At 58.0% G+C, this 20,000-nt stretch carries 18 protein-coding genes and 1 pseudogene; 9 read left to right on the top strand and 10 right to left on the bottom strand.

The features are described from left to right. Window positions 1–110 precede the first annotated feature (110 nt). Window positions 111–620 (top strand): DUF1993 domain-containing protein, encoded by a 510-nt coding sequence (locus tag ACLBW8_RS22910; RefSeq protein WP_053255427.1) that lies wholly within the window; start codon window positions 111–113, stop codon window positions 618–620. Window positions 621–689: 69 nt separating this feature from the next. Here the strand turns inward: ACLBW8_RS22910 and sstT are convergent, their stop codons facing one another. Then, window positions 690–1,910: a serine/threonine transporter SstT gene (sstT, locus tag ACLBW8_RS22905; RefSeq protein ID WP_064451759.1), complete on the bottom strand. Its 1,221-nt coding sequence runs from the start codon at window positions 1,908–1,910 to the stop codon at window positions 690–692. Window positions 1,911–2,163: 253 nt separating this feature from the next. Between sstT and ACLBW8_RS22900 the strand changes: the two genes are divergently transcribed. Then, entirely contained in the window at window positions 2,164–3,321 is a 1,158-nt protein-coding gene (locus tag ACLBW8_RS22900) for an MFS transporter (RefSeq protein ID WP_447806377.1), read from the top strand. 4 nt (window positions 3,322–3,325) lie between these two features. Here the strand turns inward: ACLBW8_RS22900 and nhaR are convergent, their stop codons facing one another. Then, complete coding sequence (gene nhaR, locus ACLBW8_RS22895; RefSeq protein WP_447806376.1) at window positions 3,326–4,228, bottom strand: transcriptional activator NhaR; 903 nt, start codon at window positions 4,226–4,228, stop codon at window positions 3,326–3,328. Window positions 4,229–4,362: 134 nt separating this feature from the next. On the opposite strand from nhaR, the gene ACLBW8_RS22890 reads away from it, so the two are divergent. From ACLBW8_RS22890 to mnmH, 4 genes are all read left to right on the top strand, one after another. Then, window positions 4,363–4,614 (top strand): hypothetical protein, encoded by a 252-nt coding sequence (locus ACLBW8_RS22890; protein WP_407017708.1) that lies wholly within the window; start codon window positions 4,363–4,365, stop codon window positions 4,612–4,614. A gap of 28 nt (window positions 4,615–4,642) precedes the next feature. Next, entirely contained in the window at window positions 4,643–5,392 is a 750-nt protein-coding gene (locus tag ACLBW8_RS22885) for a TerC family protein (RefSeq protein ID WP_128592216.1), read from the top strand. 93 nt (window positions 5,393–5,485) lie between these two features. Next, complete coding sequence (selD, locus tag ACLBW8_RS22880; protein WP_262667508.1) at window positions 5,486–6,520, top strand: selenide, water dikinase SelD; 1,035 nt, start codon at window positions 5,486–5,488, stop codon at window positions 6,518–6,520. Further along, window positions 6,520–7,623, top strand: a complete 1,104-nt coding sequence (gene mnmH / locus ACLBW8_RS22875) for a tRNA 2-selenouridine(34) synthase MnmH (protein WP_447806375.1) — start codon at window positions 6,520–6,522, stop codon at window positions 7,621–7,623. The genes selD and mnmH overlap by 1 nt, the downstream gene beginning before the upstream one ends. 128 nt (window positions 7,624–7,751) lie before the next feature. Here the strand turns inward: mnmH and ACLBW8_RS22870 are convergent, their stop codons facing one another. Both ACLBW8_RS22870 and ACLBW8_RS22865 read right to left on the bottom strand, forming a co-directional pair. Then, window positions 7,752–8,807 (bottom strand): permease, encoded by a 1,056-nt coding sequence (locus ACLBW8_RS22870; protein ID WP_447806374.1) that lies wholly within the window; start codon window positions 8,805–8,807, stop codon window positions 7,752–7,754. Between the two features lie 58 nt (window positions 8,808–8,865). Beyond that, window positions 8,866–9,567: a hypothetical protein gene (locus tag ACLBW8_RS22865; RefSeq protein WP_064451766.1), complete on the bottom strand. Its 702-nt coding sequence runs from the start codon at window positions 9,565–9,567 to the stop codon at window positions 8,866–8,868. A 251-nt stretch (window positions 9,568–9,818) separates the two neighbouring features. On the opposite strand from ACLBW8_RS22865, the gene ACLBW8_RS22860 reads away from it, so the two are divergent. The 3 genes from ACLBW8_RS22860 to hemB all read left to right on the top strand — a co-directional run bounded on the left by ACLBW8_RS22860 (window position 9,819) and on the right by hemB (window position 12,469). After that, window positions 9,819–10,517 carry a glutathione S-transferase N-terminal domain-containing protein gene (locus tag ACLBW8_RS22860; RefSeq protein ID WP_447806373.1) on the top strand — a complete coding sequence of 233 codons (699 nt, stop codon included), beginning with the start codon at window positions 9,819–9,821 and terminating at the stop codon, window positions 10,515–10,517. A gap of 3 nt (window positions 10,518–10,520) precedes the next feature. Then, the gene (locus ACLBW8_RS22855) at window positions 10,521–11,363 is read left to right on the top strand and encodes a PhzF family phenazine biosynthesis protein (RefSeq protein ID WP_064451768.1); all 843 of its coding nucleotides are present in this window, start codon (window positions 10,521–10,523) and stop codon (window positions 11,361–11,363) included. A 131-nt stretch (window positions 11,364–11,494) separates the two neighbouring features. Beyond that, window positions 11,495–12,469 carry a porphobilinogen synthase gene (gene hemB, locus ACLBW8_RS22850; RefSeq protein WP_447806372.1) on the top strand — a complete coding sequence of 325 codons (975 nt, stop codon included), beginning with the start codon at window positions 11,495–11,497 and terminating at the stop codon, window positions 12,467–12,469. Between the two features lie 96 nt (window positions 12,470–12,565). Here the strand turns inward: hemB and ACLBW8_RS22845 are convergent, their stop codons facing one another. From ACLBW8_RS22845 to ACLBW8_RS22820, 6 genes and pseudogenes are all read right to left on the bottom strand, one after another. Beyond that, on the bottom strand, window positions 12,566–12,922 hold the full coding sequence (locus ACLBW8_RS22845; protein ID WP_447806371.1) for a hypothetical protein: 357 nt from the start codon (window positions 12,920–12,922) through the stop codon (window positions 12,566–12,568). A 5-nt stretch (window positions 12,923–12,927) separates the two neighbouring features. Continuing rightward, window positions 12,928–14,220, bottom strand: a pseudogene (locus ACLBW8_RS22840) (RHS repeat-associated core domain-containing protein); the annotation flags it as partial. Between the two features lie 81 nt (window positions 14,221–14,301). After that, a complete protein-coding gene (locus ACLBW8_RS22835; RefSeq protein ID WP_447806370.1) occupies window positions 14,302–14,547 on the bottom strand; it encodes a contact-dependent growth inhibition system immunity protein in 246 nt (81 codons plus the stop codon). 56 nt (window positions 14,548–14,603) lie between these two features. After that, window positions 14,604–14,915 carry an RNase A-like domain-containing protein gene (locus ACLBW8_RS22830; RefSeq protein ID WP_447806369.1) on the bottom strand — a complete coding sequence of 104 codons (312 nt, stop codon included), beginning with the start codon at window positions 14,913–14,915 and terminating at the stop codon, window positions 14,604–14,606. 24 nt (window positions 14,916–14,939) lie between these two features. Next, the gene (locus ACLBW8_RS22825) at window positions 14,940–15,260 is read right to left on the bottom strand and encodes a hypothetical protein (protein WP_447806368.1); all 321 of its coding nucleotides are present in this window, start codon (window positions 15,258–15,260) and stop codon (window positions 14,940–14,942) included. Then, the gene (locus ACLBW8_RS22820) at window positions 15,257–19,909 is read right to left on the bottom strand and encodes an RHS repeat-associated core domain-containing protein (protein ID WP_447806367.1); all 4,653 of its coding nucleotides are present in this window, start codon (window positions 19,907–19,909) and stop codon (window positions 15,257–15,259) included. Before ACLBW8_RS22820 ends, ACLBW8_RS22825 begins: the two co-directional genes overlap by 4 nt. Window positions 19,910–20,000 lie beyond the last annotated feature (91 nt).

The raw sequence follows: 20,000 nt of genomic DNA, 5'->3' as shown, positions 1-20,000 counted from the left end.
CAGTGAGTCCCCTAGCCTAATCCTGAAAAAATAAAAGACAAGCTGCACACGCGGCTGGCATGTCTATAATCGCCGCTGGTTACACACCCTGCCATCACCGCGAGACTGTCATGACTATTTCCCTGTACGCCGCCTCCATCCCGGTCTTCAAGCAAATGCTCAACGCCCTGAGCGATGTGCTGAACAAAGCCGAAGCCCATGCCACCGCCAAGAACATCGAGCCCAATGCACTGCTGCAAGCGCGCCTGTTCCCGGATATGTTCCAGCTGGTGCGCCAGGTGCAGATCGCCGTCGACTTCGCCAAGGGCGTTTCCGCACGCCTGGCCGAGATTGAAGTGCCGAAGTACGAAGACAGCGAAGTGACCTTTGCCGACCTGCAAGCGCTGATTGCCAAGGTGCTGGCGTTTGTCGACACCATCAAGCCCGAGCAAATCGATGGCAAAGAAGGCATCGAGATCATCACCCGCCCAGGCACCCCGAAAGAGAAGCGCTTCAGCGGCCAGTCCTACCTGCTGACCTACGGCCTGCCGCAGTTCTTCTTCCACGTCACCACCGCTTACGCCTTGCTGCGTCACAACGGCGTAGAAGTGGGCAAGCGCGATTACATGGGCGCGTTCTAAGCACCCAGGTACAAAAAAGCCCGGTGCGGTTCTGCAACGAACCGCACCGGGCTTTTTTTCGCCTGAGGGTTAAGCCGGCTGTTCTTCCTGGCCCAGGCAAGCGGCGGCGGTAAACAGCACATCGGTGGACGAATTGAGCGCGGTTTCCGCCGAATCCTGCAACACACCAATGATGAAGCCTACGGCGACTACCTGCATGGCGATCTCGCTGGGAATGCCGAACAGGCTGCACGCCAGAGGAATCAACAGCAACGAGCCACCGGCCACGCCCGACGCCCCGCAGGCACACACTGCCGCCACCACGCTGAGCAACACGGCGGTCGGCAGGTCGACGGCAATCCCCAGGGTATGCACGGCCGCCAGGGTCAGCACGGTGATGGTGATCGCGGCACCGGCCATATTGATGGTGGCGCCCAGTGGGATCGATACCGAATAGGTGTCTTCATGCAGGCCCAGGCGTTTGCTCAACGCCAGGTTTACCGGGATATTGGCCGCCGAACTGCGGGTGAAGAAAGCGGTGATGCCGCTCTCACGCAGGCACATCAGCACCAGTGGGTAGGGGTTACGGCGCAGCTTCCAGAACACGATGGCCGGGTTGACCACCAATGCCACGAACAGCATGCAGCCGATCAACACCACCAGCAGGTGAGCGTAGCCGAGCAGGGCACCAAAACCGGAAGTGGCCAGGGTCGAGGCCACCAGGCCGAAGATCCCCAGCGGCGCGAAGCGAATCACCACGCGCACGATCAGCGTCACGCCGTTGGACAGGTCGTCGAGCACGGTGCGGGTGGTTTCGCCAGCATGGCGAATCGCGATGCCCATGCCGATGGCCCACGCCAGAATGCCGATAAAGTTGGCATTCATCAGTGCGCTCACCGGGTTATCCACCACGCTCAACAGCAGGCTTTGCAACACCTCGCCGATGCCGCCGGGAGCGCTTACCGCGACGTCATGGGTGGCAAGCACCAGGGACGACGGGAACAGCGTACTGGCAACCACCGCCACGACGGCAGCCGCAAAGGTGCCGAGCAGGTACAGGAACAGGATCGGCTTGATATGGGTTTCCTGGCCGTGTTTATGGTTGGCGATCGAGGCCATGACCAGCACGAACACCAGGATCGGTGCGACGGCCTTCAGGGCGGTGACGAACACCTTGCCGATAAAACCGGTGGCGCGGGCAGCCTCGGGCATCCACAGGGCCAACAGGATCCCGGCAATCAAGCCGAAGACAATTTGGGTGACCAGGCTAACGCGCAGAAGTCGTTGCAACAGGGAAGGGGCAGCAGTCATAAACAGTTGTCTCTAGTTTTTTTAATAGAACGCAGCATTGCAGGCGGAAAGTGCTGTAGGCAGTAGGTGCGAAGTCTAACATGCTGTAGGAAGTGTCCCGTTCGGTGCGGCATTGCGTCACCCACGCCCGCAGGCTTTGGCAAAATCCAGACATACTCTGTTAATATTCTCCCCTCTCATCTTTCCTCTCCGTCAGCGAGCCCTTCGGGCTGTCGTTGATGTCGTCGTTGATGTCGTCGTTTCTGGAGTTTTCATGTTGTTTCCCATCCTGCTGCTGTCGGCCGCCGGCTTTACTGTGTTGACCACAGAATTCGTCATCGTGGGCCTGCTGCCGTCGATTGCCCGGGACTTGAATGTCAGCGTGTCCCAGGCGGGATTGTTGGTGACCTTGTTCGCCTTTACCGTGGCGGCGTTCGGTCCGTTTCTGACGGCGTACTGCGCGCGCTTCCCACGCAAGCGCTTGTTTATCAGCATCCTGATCATGTTCGGCGTGGCCAATACCGTGGCGGCGCTGGCGCCGAATATTTGGGTGATGGCGTTCGCGCGGTTGATACCGGCGCTGGGGTTACCGGTGTTCTGGGCCTTGGCCAGCGAAACCGCGGTGGACATTGTTGGCCCCGAATACGCCGGGCGAGCCATCGAAAAAATCGGCTTCGGCATCGTCTGTGCGACGGTGTTCGGCATTCCGGTCGGTACGTTGATTTCCGACATGTTCGGCTGGCGTACCGCGTTTGCCATTCTGGCGGTCGTGGCGTTGGCCAAGGCGTTGCTGCTGTTCATCTACTTGCCGGTGACCCAGCCGAAGAACGACCAGGTGACGCTGCGCTCGCAATTCAAGATCCTGCGCAACCCGTTGATGCAGGGTCATATCCTGCTGTCAGTGCTGGTGTTCAGCGGCATGTTCACCGCTTATACCTACCTGGCGGACATCCTTGAGCGCCTGGCCGGGTTCGACGGCACACTGGTGGGCTGGTGCCTGATGGGGTTTGGCGCGGTAGGCCTGATCGGCAACTCACTCGGCGGGCGCGCAGTGGATCGCCACCCGTTGATCGCGTCCATGGTGTTCTGTGGGTTCATGGTCGCGGGCATGGTGGCGTTGGTCCCGGCGATTCACTCCACTGTCGGCCTCGCGGCGGCGATGGCCGTGTGGGGCGTGACCCAGGCGGCGCTGTTCCTGGTCAGCCACGTGCGGTTGATGAAGGCCGCGCCCCATGCGCCGGCGTTTGCGGCGTCGTTGAATATTGCCGGGGCCAACCTGGGCATTGGCCTGGGGGCAATGGTCGGTGGGCATGTGATCGACACCCTCGGCCTTGGCAGCCTGGGCTTTGCGGCGTCCGGGTTTATCCTGGTGTCGATCTTACTGGCGTTGTGGCTGATGACCGCCAGGCAACCAGTCGCATCCAACGCCTGAGTCGTCAGGGCAGGGCGGTAAACAACTCGCGTCGGGCACCTTCGGTAATCGCCACGATGCCGGGGTGCTTGACCTTGCGCTCCACCGAGATCGCATAGAACGACTCGGTTACCGAATCAGTCTGGCCGATCAGCGCCACGCCGTACTGGCGCACCACCTCGTCGGCAATCACGCTGGGAGCGATAAAGATTCCGCTGCCCGATTGGCCAAACGCTTGCATTAATGCACTGTCATCGAACTCACCGATGATCTTTGGTTGAATCTGCTGCTCGGCGAACCAGCGTTGCAAGCGGCTGCGCACCACTGTCTCGGCCCCCGGAATCAATAATGGCGCCCCCTGCAGGCATTGTGGGAAATCGCCACCGTACTGGTCGGCCAACGCCTGGGTGGCGAAAAAGCTGATGCCACATTCCCCCAGTTTCTGGCTGTAGCCTTTGATGTCCAGGTGACTGGGCATGGGGCTGTCGGAGATCACCAGGTCGAGACGCTGGATCGCCAGGTCTGCCAGTAAACGTTCGAGTTTGTCCTCGCGGCAGGTGATACGGATTTGTTCGCTCAGCTCCATCGTAGGTGCAATCAGCCGGTAAACGATGGATTTGGGCACCACATCCGCCACGCCGACCCTGAACAGGATCTGCTGTTCATTGGGCTGCGCGCGCAACATCGCCTCCAGTTCGTTGCCGGTCTGGAACATTTGCTCAGCGTAGGGCAACGCCTGGCGCCCGGCTTCGGTGAGTTCAAGCTGGCGGCCGACACGCTGAAACAGTGCAATACCGAAGGTCTGCTCCAGCAGGCTGATCTGCCCGCTGATGGTCTGGGGCGTGAGATTCAATTGCTCACAGGCGCGCACGATGCTGCCGGTCTTGGCCACCACCCAGAAATAATGCAGCTGTCGGTAATTGAGCATCGTCGTCTACACTTCGTAAAAATCGAAGTATACGCGAGAAAAATACGAATTTTCCTGAACTGTTCAGCTGCATAGAATGCCTCGCTATCGAGGGGCCACTATTTGGACCCACTGGTTCTAACGAGGAATACAGCATGCAACTCAATTCCCTGGGCGCGGCGTCCTTACTTGCGCTTTCATTGGTGATGATCAGCGGGTGTGATCAGGTCGAAAAAAGCGCCCAGCAAGTGTTGGGCAAGGCGACCGAGTCGGCCAAGCAAGCCATCGATGACACCCACAAAGCCGCCGAGCAGGCATTGAGTGAGGCGACGCAAGGCCTGATCAGTCCGCAAAAAAAGGCTGATCAGCAAGAAAAAGAGCCTGAAACGAGCAACAAAGAAGCCTAATTCCCCAGCACAACGTCAGGACTGACCTATGGATTACCTTTTACAACTGGCCGCCAGCCCCACCGCCTGGGTGGCACTGGCCACCTTGATCGTCATGGAAATCGTGCTGGGCATCGATAACCTGATCTTTATCTCGATCCTCACCAACAAATTGCCTGAAAAGCACCGAGCCAAGGCGCGCCGTATCGGCATCAGCATGGCGCTGGTGTTGCGCCTGGGCCTGTTGAGCACTATCGCGTTTATAGTGCAGTTGACGGCCCCGGTATTTGAAATCTTCGGCCAGGCGTTTTCGTGGAAAGACATGATCCTGATCGCCGGTGGCCTGTTCCTGGTGTGGAAGGCGACTACCGAGATCCATCACAGCATGGACCCTGAGCCGGAAGAGAAGGCGACCACCGGCAATGTGGTGACCATCGGCTTTGCCGCGGCGATTGGTCAGATCCTGCTGCTCGACCTGGTGTTCTCCATCGACAGCATCATCACCGCCGTGGGCATGACCGAGCATTTGCCGATCATGATCATTGCCGTGGTGACCTCGGTTATCGTGATGCTGGTGGCGGCTGAACCGCTGGCCAAGTTCATCAACGACAACCCGACGGTCGTGATGCTGGCCCTGGGCTTCCTGATCATGATCGGCATGACGTTGATCGCTGAAGGCTTCGGCGCTCACGTGCCAAAAGGCTACGTGTACGCGGCCATGGCGTTCTCGGCGGTGATCGAGTGCCTGAACATCGCGCGGCGCAATCGCCATAAGCGTTTGCTCGCTGCCAGGCAGTAACGGCTAAACCCAAAAGCCGGCTGAACTCCCAAGAGTCCAGCCGGCTTTTTGCTGTCTGATAGAATCCGCCCACTTGTTACCTTGAGGTCCACCATGAACGAGCCGATTCGCCTCACCCAGTACAGCCACGGCGCGGGTTGCGGCTGCAAGATTTCGCCCCAGGTGCTGGAAGTGATCCTCGCCGGCAGCGGCGCGCAGAACCTCGACCCCAATCTGTGGGTCGGCAATGCCTCACGCGACGATGCGGCGGTGTACGCCATCGACGACGAACGCGGTGTGGTTTCCACCACCGACTTTTTCATGCCGATCGTCGATGATCCCTTTGACTTCGGCCGCATTGCCGCCACCAACGCGATCAGCGACATTTACGCCATGGGGGGCGACCCGTTGATGGCCATTGCCATTCTGGGCTGGCCGGTGAATGTGCTGGCGCCGGAGGTTGCCCGCGAAGTGATCCGTGGCGGCCGTTCGGTGTGCGATGCCGCCGGTATCCCGCTGGCGGGTGGCCACTCCATTGATGCCCCGGAGCCGATTTTCGGCCTGGCCGTGACCGGCATCGTGCAAAAGCGCCATATGAAACGCAACGACACCGCTACCGCCGGCTGCAAACTGTACCTGACCAAACCGCTGGGTATCGGCATCCTCACCACTGCCGAGAAGAAGGGCAAATTGCGCGAGGCGGATGTCGGCGTGGCCCGTGACTGGATGTGCACACTCAACAAACCCGGCAGCCGCTTCGGCAAGTTGGCCGGCGTCACGGCCATGACGGATGTCACCGGTTTCGGCCTGTTGGGCCACCTGGTGGAAATGGCTGACGGCAGTGGTCTCACGGCCCGCATCGAGTACGAAAAAGTCCCACGCCTTGCAGGGATCGAGGATTACCTGGATCAGGGCTGCATGCCCGGTGGCACCTTGCGCAACTTCGACAGCTACTCGAGCAAACTCGGGCGCTTGCAGGAGCTGCACAAACGCGTGCTGTGCGACCCGCAGACCAGTGGCGGCCTGCTGATCGCCGTTACCGCCGAAGGTGACGCTGAGTTCCACGCGGTGGCCGCCGAGCTGGGCCTGAGCCTGGAGCCGATCGGTGAACTGGTTGAGCGACAGACACACGCGGTAGAGGTGTTTTGATGGCAACCGACATCACCAACTACCGCGACATCTTCCTCAACGACCGGCCGATGATGGATACCCGCGCGCCGATCGAATTCATCAAGGGCGCGTTTCCCGGGGTGATCAACCTGCCGTTGATGACTGACGACGAGCGCCAGCGGGTCGGCACCTGTTACAAACAGCAGGGCCAGCAAGCCGCGATTGTGCTGGGGCATGAGCTGGTCTCGGGGGCAATCAAGGCCGAGCGTATCGAACAGTGGGCGCAGTTCGCCAAGGCCAATCCTGACGGTTACTTGTACTGCTTTCGCGGCGGGCTGCGCTCGCAGATCGTGCAGCAATGGTTGAAGACTGAAGCCGGTATCGAGTATCCCCGCGTCGGCGGTGGCTACAAGGCCATGCGTACCTTTTTGTTGGATACCGTGGAGCAAGCGACCGCCGAGTGTGATTTCGTATTGCTGGGCGGCATGACCGGCACGGGTAAAACCGAGGTGCTTGGCCAGTTGCATAACGCCCTGGACCTTGAGGGGCACGCCAACCATCGCGGTTCCAGCTTCGGCAAGCGCGCCACGACACAACCGTCCAACATCGACTTCGAAAACCGCCTGGCGGTGGACCTGCTGAAAAAACGCGCGGCGGGTATCGAGCAATTTGTCGTTGAGGATGAGAGCCGCATGATCGGCAGCTGTGCGCTGCCATTGGCATTGTACAAAGGCATGCAGACGTTCCCGATGGTGTGGCTGGAAGACAGCGTTGAAGGCCGGGTCGAAAGGATCTTGCGTGATTACGTGGTCGACCTGTGCGCCGAGTTTATCCAGGTGTTTGGAGAAAATGGCCCGGCGCTGTTTGCCGAGCGCCTGACCCAGAGCCTGGCCAATATCCACAAACGGCTGGGCGGCGAGCGCTTCCAGCGCTTGCAGGCTGTTTTGCAGGACGCTTTGGCTGAACAGGCCCGCAGCGGTGCGGTGGACTTGCACCGGGTGTGGATCGAAGGGTTGCTGCGTGAGTATTACGACCCGATGTACGCCTTCCAGCGTGAAAGCAAAGGCGCACGGATCGAGTTCGCGGGGGAGCAGGGCGCGGTGGTGGATTATTTGCGCGAGCGCAGTGCCAGGCGAGAATAATCGGTGGGTTTGAGGGCCTCTTCGCGAGCAAGCCCGCTCCCACATGTCGACCGCAATCCTACAGGATGAGCCCGGTTGGATGTGGGAGCGGGCTTGCTCGCTAAAGGGCCCTCAACGTCGCCAGAAATCTAAAGAAGGATCGCCCCGATCAACCCACACACCACGCCCATCAGCATGGTCAGCCCGGCCACCGTCACCAGCACGCGCGCATCGAAATCCTTGCGCAGCATCAACAGTGACGGCAGGCTCACGCTGGGCAGGGTCATCAGCAAGGCTACGGCCGGCCCGGTGCCCATGCCCAGGGTCATCATGGTTTGTACGATTGGGATCTCGGCGGCGGTAGGAATCACGAACAGCGTGCCGACGATCGCCAGCGGTACCAGCCACATCAGGCTGTTGGCCATGGCCCCGTCAATATGGGGGAACAGCCAGACCCGCGCAGCACCCAGCACCAGCACGGCGACGATATAGATCGGGATCGTGCTCCAGAACAATTGCCACAGGGTGCGTAACCAACGGCTCAGGAACGGCTGAGACTCGACCTGGCTGACGTCGGCCACCGCATCCAGTGCGGCTTCAGGCACTTGGTCGGGCCGGGCAATCCGCTGCGCCACCAGGGACACGCCGACCACCAGCACAATACCAGCGACCAGCCGCAATGCGGTAAAGCCCCAGCCCAGCACAAAGCCCATGAACACCAGGGTTGCCGGGTTCAATACCGGGTTGGCGATCCAGAAGGCCAGGGCCGCGCCCACCGACACCTGCTGACGGCGCATGCCGGCCGCCACCGGGGCCGCGCAGCAACTGCACATCATTCCCGGCAAGGCGAACAGCCCGCCACGCACGGTCGAACCCAGCCCGGCGCGGCCGAACAGGCGCAGCAACCAGTCGCGGGGAATCAACACTTGCAGCAGCGAGCCCAGGATGACCGCCAGCACGGCGGCCTTCCAGATCGCCAGGAAATATACCTGGGCATAGGCCAGCGCCGCTGCCAGTGGCGAGCTTTGCTGGTCATTCAGAATCGAGGCGCCGATGCTGTGGTTATCCGCCGCCACGAACGCCTTGAGGTAGTAGGGCGACCACTTCACGTAGTAGAGGCCTATGCAGGCCACCAGCACGAACAGCGCTGGTTTCCACCAGAAGGACCAGCCCCGGTTGGGCTGGTGGGAGATGAGGTTGGGCATGGTGCAGATCCGCAGATGGTTCAATAGCGGGGCATCATACGCCTGTGGCGCCCAGGCTTCAGATATCTGCGCTGACTTGAGTTGCGTCCGGGCATGTCTGCTGGCCGTTATTCAGGCCTTGCTTGTAATTGCGGCTCAGCAGCGACGCTTTGCCGTTATGCCAGGTCAAGGTCAGGACATAGAGCGTGTCGTAGTCATCGCCTGACCAATCCTCAGTGATGGTGTGTTTTTCCCCCGAGGCTTCACTGGCCACCTTGTTGATCAGCTCCGGCAGATAGCCATGGGACCAGGCGGTATAGATGATCGCGTTGTGGTACTTGTCTTCGACCAACTCGTCGGCGAGGGCGCTGGTGTCATTGGCTGAGAATTTGATATTCACCGGCAGGCCGAGCTTGATGGCGCTGGGGCTGATGGTCATCAGCGGCCGAATGTAGCTGTAGGAATTGTCGTGTTCACCTTCCTCGACGTTGCGTGTCGGGTTGGCGGCGAATACGTAATTGGCCTTGCCGAATTTTTCCGGCAATACGCTCGCCAGGTTCATCGCGCGATTCAGGCCCTGGCAGTTGAGCTGGCCGAGGCCGCCGACCGGTTTTTCACCGTGACGCAGGAAGACCAGGGTTTGTACGCCATCCACCGGTTCGGCGCGGCTGGTCCGCGACTCCAGCGTCAGGCCGATTGCGCCGCCGACCAGAAGCAGCGGCAACATGATGTATGAATAGCGTTTAAGGCGTTTAGCAAGGCACAGAGGCTTGATTGTCATTGTAGTGTCGAGTCTTCGTGCTTGGGGTTAAGTCGTACAGGCCCGGCGCCAGTGACGCATCCGGCGTCCTGCGGTTTTCCGTGTCGTTGTAACGAGTGTCTCCGTTCACCCTGATGGCGCACTTAAGAGTGTTTATCCGCTCTTTGGTTCGTCAGCACGCGAGATTAGCGCGGCTATGTTGCGCAATCATGACCCATGCAGGACGCCGAGCCTGTGGTTATTATGAGGACTTTCCGCCTGGGGACTTTCCGATGAATGCACTCGCCGCTTTCCCGATCAACACCAAATGGCCCGCCCAACACCCTGAACGCTTGCAGCTGTATTCGTTGCCCACGCCCAACGGCGTCAAAGTGTCGATCATGCTCGAAGAACTGGGCCTGCCTTATGAAGCGCACAAGGTCAGTTTCGAGACCCAGGACCAGATGTCACCTGAGTTTCTGTCCCTGAACCCCAACAACAAAATCCCCGCGATCATCGATCCCAATGGCCCGAGCGGTCAGCCGCTGGCGTTGTTCGAGTCCGGCGCGATTCTGATTTACCTGGCGGAAAAAACCAGCCAGTTGCTCTCCGAAGACCCGGCCACCCGCTACGAAACCCTTCAGTGGCTGATGTTTCAGATGGCGGGCATCGGCCCGATGTTCGGCCAAGTCGGGTTCTTCAATAAATTCGCCGGCAAGGAATACGAAGATAAACGCCCGCGTGATCGCTACGCCGCCGAGTCTCGGCGATTGCTGGGCGTGCTGGAAAAACACCTGCTGGGCCGCACCTGGATCATGGGCGACGATTACAGCATCGCAGACATCGCCACGTTCCCGTGGATTCGTAACTTGATTGGCTTCTACGAGTCCGGCGACCTGGTGGGCATCGCCGATTTTCCTAACGTGCTGCGCGCGCTGGACGGCTTTGTTGCGCGCCCTGCGGTGATCCGCGGCCTGAACATACCGAGTTGAAGCATGCCGACTTTCGATTTCAAACAGCTGGATGTATTCAGCAGCGTCTCACTCAAAGGTAACCCGTTGGCCGTGGTGCTGGGCGCTGACAGCCTCACCGACCAGCAAATGGCCGACTTCGCCAACTGGACCAATCTCAGCGAAACCACGTTTTTGCTGACGCCGCGTGATTCGCGGGCGGATTATCGGGTGAGAATCTTTACCACGCTCAACGAGCTGCCGTTCGCCGGGCACCCGACGTTGGGCAGCTGCCATGCCTGGCTGCAAGCTGGCGGCGTGCCGAAAGGCGAGGAGATCATCCAGGAGTGCGAAATCGGCCTGGTGCGTGTCCGTCGTGAAGGCGATGAGTTGGCGTTTATTGCGCCGCCGTTATTGCGTTCCGGCGCGGTAGAGGCCCCTGTGCTGGAGCGCGTGCGCCTGGCGCTCGGTCTGGCGCCCGAGGCCATTGTGCGCAGCCAATGGGTGGACAATGGCGCGGGCTGGCTGGCGCTGATGCTGGCCGATCGTGACCAGGTGCTGGGCTTGCAGCCGGATTACGCGCAACTGCACGGGTTGGCCATTGGCGTCATCGCGCCGTGTGACCCGGCGCGCGACGATGTCGACACGCACTTCGAAGTCCGCGCTTTTATCGCTGGCGATGGTGCCCCGGAAGACCCGGCCACCGGTAGCCTGAATGCCGGTCTTGCCCAATGGTTGCGCAGTGAAGGCCTTGCGCCGAGCCGTTACGTGGTCAGTCAAGGCACTGCCATGGGGCGCGCCGGGCGTATTCGCGTCGAGCATCGCGGCGATGAAATCTGGATCGGTGGCGCGGTAGCGGTATGCATCGAAGGGCGTGTACAGCTCTAGATCAATGAATTGTTACGGGCCGCGCAATACACTGTTGGCCCCTTGGCGTTTGTACTGCCGGGGCCTGGGGGCATAAGCTTTGGCCCCAAAGATTATTGCCTCTACTGTTTTAGCATCCAGTCAGGAAAACCATGACCAGCCAGTTCCCCCAAGCCCGCCCACGTCGCCTGCGCCGCTCCCCGGAGCTGCGTGGCTTGTTCCAGGAAACCGAATTCACCCTCAACGACCTGGTGTTGCCGATTTTCGTCGAAGAAGAAATCGACGACTTCGTACCGATCACCAGCATGCCGGGTGTGGTGCGAATCCCAGAGAAGAAACTGGCCGGTGAGATCGAGCGTTTTGCCCGTGCCGGGATCAAATCGGTGATGACCTTTGGTGTGTCCCACCACCTGGATGCCAACGGCAGCGACACCTGGAAAGAACGCGGCCTGGTTTCGCGCATGTCCTCGATCATCAAGGACGCCGTGCCGGAAATGATCGTGATGTCCGACACCTGCTTCTGCGAATACACCGACCACGGCCACTGCGGCGTGATGCACGGTGCTCATGTCGACAACGACGCGACGTTGGTCAACCTCGGCAAGCAAGCCGTGGCCGCAGCCCGTGCCGGCGCCGATGTGATCGCCCCTTCGGCAGCGATGGACGGCCAGGTTCAGGCGATTCGCCGCGCCCTGGACGACGCCGGCTTCACCCATATTCCGATCATGACCTACTCCACCAAATTCGCCTCGGCCCTCTACGGCCCGTTCCGCGAAGCCGGTGGCAGCGCCCTCAAGGGCGACCGTAAAAGCTACCAGATGAACCCGATGAACCGCCGCGAAGCCGTGCGCGAATCGCTGCTGGACGAGCAAGAGGGCGCGGACGCGCTGATGGTCAAGCCTGCCGGTGCCTACCTCGACATCATCCGCGACATTCGCGAAGCTTCGCGCTTGCCGGTGGCGGCCTATCAGGTGAGTGGTGAGTACGCGATGATCAAATTTGGTGCCCAGGCGGGCGCGATTGATGAGGCGCGTGTGGTGCGGGAGACGTTGGGGTCGATCAAGCGTGCGGGGGCGGATTTGATCTTTACGTATTTTGCGATGGATTTGGCGTTGGCTGGGATTTAGGGTTATCGCGAAGACCCGTGGTGAGAGAGCGAGCATGTTCGCTCTCTCACCACGGGGGTTGGGCTGTAACGTCGAGTGGTGGCGTTCTTATGATGTCTATTGGTCTTTAAAACTGACCATGTATTGCTTTAAACGGCTTAAAAGGATCTGCATAAAGATTCGTTGATCAGCTATAGGGTCGCTGAAGTAAGTTGCCATTGTTTTAAATATGGCGTTGAAGTCATCATTAATAGATAAGTAGTGTTCGATCGACTCGATAAACCAATCTTGTTCTGGTTTCGTATAAGACAGAAATTCTGGCTTGGTCAGTTCGTCAAAAAGCTCAATAAGTTCTTCTTTATTGTTTACATTCTTTGAGGAGATGAGATCTTCTCTTTCCGGATTATCCGTATTTTCAATGTCGTATGTGAATAGTAATCCACGGATTATTGCCATACTTGGATTTTTTTTCATGTCCATCACTCGGTATATGCAGTTTTTGGTTTTCCATCTTTATCTAGTATTACTCGTGCTTTGCGTTGTTGACTATATTTCAGGTCGCCACTGGAATACCCTTCACCAATCACTCTTCCCATGTCCATCGGCTCCAATGATGCTGCATGACCGTTTCTTCTAAATATTAGCTGTGCTCGATATATCGAATTCAACTGATCCCTATGGCTCAGGTAATGCGTTGCTGCAGGTGGGTATTTAGGTTCTCCTTTTTTCTTACCTGATGTGTAAATCTCAACAATTCCTGTTGTTGGGTTTTTTGCTGATCTGACTCTTTCGAGCTGAGATTCAAGTGTTGTCTGGGCGCCGTGTTTTTCTAAAAAATGTGCGCCTGGTGTCTCCTCTTCGAGCTTGTCCAAGCGTCTGTAGGTATTTGCCTCTACGAGCTCATCAATTTTTGCCAGTCGTTCCGCACGTGTCAGTTGAGGTAACGCGGGCTCTCCGTGATGTACACCTTTAGTTGAGTTTTGAACGTTAGCGCTTGACTTGCAACCATCTCCACCAGGACATGAATTCAAGCCTAGCGGATCAATCCACCCCGTAGGGTTGGGCACGTACTGGTACGCGTTAATCCCACCCGCCAGCTTCACCGGGTCAGGCGTCAGGTAACGACCACTGTCCGGATTGTAGTAGCGATGGCGGTTGTAGTGCAGCCCACTTTCCGGGTCGAAGTATTGGCCTTGGAAGCGTAGCGGATTGTCGATTTTGCTGATGTCGAGTCGGGCAACCTCGCCGTAGGCGCGGTAGCGCGCCGACCAGACGATTTCGCCGTCTGGGTCTGTAAGCTCCTGCGGTGTTCCGAAGTGGTCGAGTTAGTAGTGGAAGGGCTGGGTGTCTTTTGGACCAAAGCCTTCCAGCAGTGCCAAAGGCCTAAAACTGTCCGGTTCGTAGATGTAGCTGCGATGACGATCTGCATGGTGTTCGGCAATCAGCTTGTCGCCTTGCCAAAAAAACTCTGTGGTGATGTCGTCGACGGTTTTGCTGATCCGCCGCCCAAACGGGTCATAGCGATAGCTGGCTGTTTTCCCGTTCGGCTGGGTAATGCCGATCAGCCGATGCTGGCAGTCATAGCGATATTCGGTGACAAGTTGGTGACCCTTACCGCGCCTTTGACGGATCAGGTTACCGAAGGTGTCATAGTCGTAATGATGATCGCCCTGGATCATCAACCGATTCCCCGCCGGGTCGTGGCCGAAGCGTTCTTGCACGCCTTGCGAGTGATCGGCGCGGGTCAGGCGGGCGAAGGGGTCGTAGTGGTAGTAACTTGTCCGCTCCTATTGGGGCTGCTTCGCAGCCCAACGCAAGCTCGCTCACTACAAGGTTTCCGCCTTATTTGTTTTTTATTTGGAGCTTTGTTTTTTCAGGGTTGAAGCCACATGTTTCAACCACGTTCGAGCGTCCTTCCATTCGTTAAGATAATAGTAGTAGCATCCAATGTCGGCGAATAAATAGTATTGAAGCTCTTGCTCCGTCTTGTTGGTCATTATTAATCTGTCTAATTCTGACTGTACTTCGAATAGTGCGTCCGCAGAAACATCGGAGATGAAAAAGTCAATTACATCATCTGCGTTCTTGTGGTCGTGCACCCAATCTTGATTAAAATAGCCTGCAAGGAATTGCTGTAATTCGGGATAGTCTTGGTTTATGGGTTTGGATGTCCAGTATGAATTCGGTAGCCATTATGCATATTGTTATCTCTGCGAATGACAAGGTGAATTTCCGTTCCGGGAACGGAAGTCGTGGTGTTCTTTTTAAAGCTGGTGCCTATAGGGTGTTTGACTTTTTGAACAATGACAACTTGATTATTTTGCCATTTGAGAAAGTTGCTAATCTTGGCTTTGTTGTCATCTAATACGTTTGATATTGCTAACTCTGCCGTTGCGCGATCATTTTCCGGTCCGTGGTCCTGTGGCGAGCGAGTGTGCTCGTCGCAGGTACCAGCTTGGGGGAACACGCTTCATTAGATGTTTTCAATCGATCAATGAATTGGCTTTTTTTGAAGTTTTGCGCTAATCAAAACTTGAGCGAGCAGCAGTTGCTCGGTTAGCGCATCAATTGACTGCGCGGTAAGCGTTAAAGTGGGAGACTCCCATTCATAGTCTTTAACGACCTTTATTTGGAAGTGCCCTTTTGCGTCGAATGAAGGATACCAACCTACGTCAATTAGGAAACCGTCTGGATACTCCACTTGAAGCAAGTCCTCTTTCAGATGGTAGGCTTGATGCTCAATCCCTGATTCCTGTAACATCGAGAGCTCGTCGTAAGTTACTTTGCCTTGTAGAAAATCTAACGAGATCATTTAGTTAATCTCCGGAATTCTTGCTCTGATATAGGGTGGCCGTGGATTGTTTTCGCGCTTAATTCAATACGTATCCAACGGCTGGATACTCCTTCGCTGGCGCCAATGCTCTCAGGATACTCCATCACTTTCCACGTTTTTCCATTAGTAACTGTTCTGCCATTTTTATAGGATTCTCTTTCCAGATTTTCAATATTTATGCCTGGCTTGTACTTGGCTGGGCCGGACTTTGTTGTAGCCAAAATATCTTTCCAAGGCATTTTTTTTGAGGGGCTGTGCTTATACCCATGAGCGGTCCACTCGATTTCTTCAGGTGCAGGCAGCGTCGGCTGGCTGCCTTTGACTATTGCACTGTTTGCCGGATCTTCGACGTCCTCAAAGGGACCGCAATTACCAGGACATTTACTGAGTCCTAGCGGATCTACCCACCCCGTAGGGTTCGGCACGTACTGGTACGCGTTGATCCCACCCGCTAGCTTCACCGGGTCAGGCGTCAGGTAACGACCACTATCCGGATTGTAGTAGCGATGGCGGTTGTAGTGCAGTCCGCTTTCCGGGTCGAAGTATTGGCCTTGGAAGCGCAGCGGATTGTCGATTTTGCTGATGTCGAGTCGGGCAATTTCTCCGTAGGCGCGGTAGTGCGCCGACCAGACGATTTCGCCGTCTGGATCTGTAAGCTCCTGCGGTGTTCCGAGATGGTCGAGTTGGTAGTGGAAGGGCTGGGTGTCTTTTGGACCAAAGCCTTCCAGCAGTGCCAAAGGCCTAAAACTGTCCGGTTCGTAGATGTAACTGCGATGGCGATCCGCGTGATGCTCTGCAATCAGCTTGTCGCCTTGCCAAAAAAACTCTGTGGTGATGTCGTCGACAGTTTTGCTGATCCGTCGACCAAACGGGTCATAGCGATAGCTGGCTGTTTTCCCGTTCGGCTGGGTAATGCCGATCAGCCGATGCTGGCAGTCGTAGCGGTATTCAGTAACGAGTTGATGGCCCTTGCCACGTCGCTGACGGATCAGGTTGCCAAAGGCGTCATAGTCGTAATGATGATCGCCCTGGATCATCAGGCGGTTGCCGGCAACGATGTCCGGGCCGGGTCGATCCTGCATCAGCAGGTTGCCCGCCGGGTCGTGGCCGAAGCGTTCTTGCACGCCTTGCGAGTGATCGGCGCGGGTCAGGCGGGAGAGGGGGTCGTAGTGGTAGTCGTGTTGGCCTTTACGGGTGTCGAGAACGCGGCTGAGGTTGCCGGTTTTGTCGTAGTCGTATTGGCGCTGGTAGAGGGTGTGTTGCTGTTGGCTGACAGCATGGGTGTGCAGGCGGTTTTGCTCGTCGTAGTGGTAATGGCTGAGGAGCTGGCCTTGTTGGCGCTGGCGCTCGCGGCCGGTTTTGAACAGGTGGGAGGTGAGTGTTTCACCGTTCAATTCAATGGTGGAAAGGTGGCCGCCTTTGTCGTGGTTGAAGGTGAGGCGGTTGTTGTCCGGCAGGCGCAGGTTTTGCAGTTGGCCGCAGGCGTCGTAGCCGAAGCGCAAGGTGCCCCAGCCTTGGTGGTCGGCAGTGAGGCGGTTTTGGCTGTCGTATTCGTAGGCAAGCGCCCAGTGCCCGTCGTCGACGCTGAGAAGGTTGCCTTGGCGGTCGTAGGCGTAGTCAACAAGGTTGCCGTCGGGCAGGGTTTTTCGTACAAGTCGGCCAGCGTGGTCTCGCTCGTAGCCGGTGACGAGCTGACTACCGTCATCACCATATTCGGTTTTCTCGAGCAGGTTGCCATTGAGGTCGTAGGCGTAGGCGGTACGCTGGCCGTCAAAACCGATTTCCTGCTGGATCAGGCCACTGGGGTGGTAAGCGAGCTGGTAGGTTTCGCCGACTTCGTTTTCGATGGCGGTCAGCAGCAACCGTACGTTGTCGTAGCGGTAGTTGACCTGGCTGCCGTCGGCATTGATGCGGCGGCTGATCAGGTGCAGACCGTCGGCGTACTCGTAGCGGGTGACGTGGCCCCGTTCATCGCGTTCGGCGGTGATTTTTCCGTAGGGGTTGTAGCTGTATTCCCGCGTCGTGCCGCCTGGCAACACGACGCGAGTCAACCGGCCCACGCTGTCCCATTGATACTGAGTCAGCGCGCCCTGTTCATCCTCGTGCGTAACCTTCCGCCCAAGATCGTCATAGCGATAGCGCTTGATACCGCCATTCGGCAGCTGTTCCTCAAGCAGCTGACCACGTTCATTCCAGACCAGCCGGTGACAGCTGTTATCCGGATACCAAATCCCGGTCAGTTGCCCGTATTTGTTGTAGCTGTAGTCCGTAATGTGGCCGTCGGGATCGGTCTTACGAATGACGTCGCCCTGGTCGTTGCGCTCATACTTCCAAACCGCTTCACCACGCCGTACTACCCGTACGAACCCGTTATCGTGCTCGTAGGAAGTCGGTTCATCCTCCCCAGGAAACAACGCCACCAAACGTCCGGCGTCGTCGTACTGATACGCCGTCACCGCCCCCAACGGGTCCTGCTCGACCGTCAGCCGGCCTTTGTCGTCATAGGACTTGAAATGCTCGGCGCCATCGGGATCAATGCGCTGCACCAGCCGCGCCCGCTGGTCATGCACGTAAACTTCCCGGCTGCCATCAGCGTTCTGAACCGCGACCCGGCCGTTGTCATCCCACGCATACCGCGTGTCCATCTGCGAAAAGCTGGCCCAGTGCCGGACACAGCGTGCCGCCTTGCCAGCCCGTTCCCACGCCCAAAAGAAACTTGCCCCACCGGCCAACTGTCGCTCAAGAATGACGTGCTGATCGTCGTACCGATAAACCTCGCTTTCACCGACAGCATTGGTCGCCGACGCCAGTCGGCCAATATCGTCATAGGCGTAGGAAACGACGTTCTGTTCAGTCACCCATTCAAAGGGTTCATGCCCTTTGGCGCGATGAACCTGGTAGTCCACGGCCACGATTCGGCCGAACTCATAGCGCAAAAACAGCGAGCGACCTGCACCGTTATCCAGTCGTTCGATTCGCCCCAAACGATCACGGCTGATGCGCAGCCGATTTTCATACGTATCGCTGATGGCCGTCAGCACACCGTCGCGGAAATGGTAGAAACGCGACGCCTGAGCCAGCACTAACTCATCGGGCAAAGCGCCCAAGTAGATCGCCGCTTCGGCCAGGCTGTTGGTAATCGCCGGCCGAGCCACCGTAGCCAAGGGCAGGGCAGTCGACCGATTCTCATGATCCGTCCACACCACCGAATCGCCATCCACCACCAGCCTTTGGGCCAGCGAATGACTCCAGCCAAACCCCAACCCGCAATCCACGTCCACCGCACTGGTGCGATACAGCCGCGTCCACTCAAACGGCAAAACCCCATCCAGGGTGCCATCGGTGAGGGTCAGCAGTTCCTCCCCGGTCACCATCGACACCGGGCAGCCATTGGTGGCGGTCTTGTCCGCAGGGGCCGCCGCCTCGCCGTTCGGGTTCTTACCCGCAGCAGGCACATCGTCGACATGTTCCTGGCGCACCAATGCCGTCTGCTGGGTCTTCTTACGAACCGCAGGCACCGCGTTGGAAACCAACTGCTCACCCGCCTTCAACGACGCAACCGGCACGGTCTTGATCGGCGTCGCCGCGCTACCAATCAGCAGTGGCTTCACCACCTCGGCATGCGGCTCCAACCTGGGCATCACCAGCTTTGTCGCCAACAACTCCAGCAGATCCCGCGTCCGCCCAGACTTAATATGCCCAAGCGCTTGAGCACCCAGGCGCACCGCCACACCCATTCCCGCAGTCGCCCAGATCAGCAGCAGGTTGATCAACACCTCGCCAGTGATTTCCCCCATCAGTTCGTTCATTTCTTGCGGCGGCAGCATTCGCATCCAGCTGACCATCGCCGACACATAAATGAACAACAGCGGCTCATCGCTGAGTATCAGCAGGCCGTTGGCAATCGCGTCGTTGCCGAGCTTCAGCAGTTCATCAAGTTCGGTTTGGGAGATGTATTGCAGCAACTTCTCGCTGTTGGGCTTGATGTCCGCCAACAAGTCAAACAGCTGCGTGATGTTGTCCCACAGCCCGTAAAGCGCTTTGCCCATGCCACTGAGAAACGCCGCTTCCAGCATCCGGCGCCGATCCAGCGCAGTAGCGTCCGTATAGTCTTTCCACTGCGCTTGGAACCTGCTGTTCCACTCTCCCCGCAGGCGCGCTTCCAGCTCGCCGATCACCGACTGATAAGACGCGTACAGCGCCTTGACGTGCTCCGTGGAAACGTTGGGATAGAAGCTGATTCGGTACGGCTGGTTGCGATCACACTCGGTGATTTCGAGAATGCCGCTGGGGCCGATGGTCTTGTGGATCGGCTCGCCCAACGGCCCGCCGTTGGGATCGACGCGTTGCAGCACCACCGGCGTGTTGCCGATGGGCACAAACCGCGTGCTCTGGAACATGTGCACCAGGGTCAACGTGCCGTTGGCCTGGCACGTGGCGACGGTGCTGCTGGGAAAAATGGAGCGGTTGATGGGCGCGACCAGCGCCACCTCGTCGCCGACCTTGAACACCTGCTCGACATCCAGCGCCGAAAAGCTCCAGAAGCTCGAAGCCCAGTCGTCAAAGGTGTTCAGGCACTCTCTAAAGTCGCGCAAGACGGTTTCAACATCGACCGTCTTTGCATCCATTGGGGCCAGGGCCAGCCTGCCAATGGCCGGGTTCAAGCGACAGCCCCATTAACGCGGGCTTTAACGAAAAAAACCATCTGCAATCCCTCGC

The sequence above is a fragment of the Pseudomonas sp. M5A4_2d genome, from assembly GCF_053345295.1.
This window is presented reverse-complemented; position numbering and strand designations above follow the sequence as displayed.

Excerpts from the sequence above, each read along its gene's own strand:
- ACLBW8_RS22855 (WP_064451768.1), top strand. The coding sequence starts at position 10,521 with ATGCCGACTTTCGATTTCAAACAGCTGGATGTATTCAGCAGCGTCTCA.
- sstT (WP_064451759.1), bottom strand. The coding sequence starts at position 1,910 with ATGACTGCTGCCCCTTCCCTGTTGCAACGACTTCTGCGCGTTAGCCTG.
- ACLBW8_RS22845 (WP_447806371.1), bottom strand. The coding sequence starts at position 12,922 with ATGAAAAAAAATCCAAGTATGGCAATAATCCGTGGATTACTATTCACA.
- ACLBW8_RS22885 (WP_128592216.1), top strand. The coding sequence starts at position 4,643 with ATGGATTACCTTTTACAACTGGCCGCCAGCCCCACCGCCTGGGTGGCA.
- mnmH (WP_447806375.1), top strand. The coding sequence starts at position 6,520 with ATGGCAACCGACATCACCAACTACCGCGACATCTTCCTCAACGACCGG.
- ACLBW8_RS22910 (WP_053255427.1), top strand. The coding sequence starts at position 111 with ATGACTATTTCCCTGTACGCCGCCTCCATCCCGGTCTTCAAGCAAATG.
- ACLBW8_RS22860 (WP_447806373.1), top strand. The coding sequence starts at position 9,819 with ATGAATGCACTCGCCGCTTTCCCGATCAACACCAAATGGCCCGCCCAA.
- hemB (WP_447806372.1), top strand. The coding sequence starts at position 11,495 with ATGACCAGCCAGTTCCCCCAAGCCCGCCCACGTCGCCTGCGCCGCTCC.
- ACLBW8_RS22890 (WP_407017708.1), top strand. The coding sequence starts at position 4,363 with ATGCAACTCAATTCCCTGGGCGCGGCGTCCTTACTTGCGCTTTCATTG.
- selD (WP_262667508.1), top strand. The coding sequence starts at position 5,486 with ATGAACGAGCCGATTCGCCTCACCCAGTACAGCCACGGCGCGGGTTGC.
- ACLBW8_RS22900 (WP_447806377.1), top strand. The coding sequence starts at position 2,164 with ATGTTGTTTCCCATCCTGCTGCTGTCGGCCGCCGGCTTTACTGTGTTG.
- nhaR (WP_447806376.1), bottom strand. The coding sequence starts at position 4,228 with ATGCTCAATTACCGACAGCTGCATTATTTCTGGGTGGTGGCCAAGACC.
- ACLBW8_RS22870 (WP_447806374.1), bottom strand. The coding sequence starts at position 8,807 with ATGCCCAACCTCATCTCCCACCAGCCCAACCGGGGCTGGTCCTTCTGG.
- ACLBW8_RS22865 (WP_064451766.1), bottom strand. The coding sequence starts at position 9,567 with ATGACAATCAAGCCTCTGTGCCTTGCTAAACGCCTTAAACGCTATTCA.
- ACLBW8_RS22820 (WP_447806367.1), bottom strand. The coding sequence starts at position 19,909 with ATGGATGCAAAGACGGTCGATGTTGAAACCGTCTTGCGCGACTTTAGA.
- ACLBW8_RS22825 (WP_447806368.1), bottom strand. The coding sequence starts at position 15,260 with ATGATCTCGTTAGATTTTCTACAAGGCAAAGTAACTTACGACGAGCTC.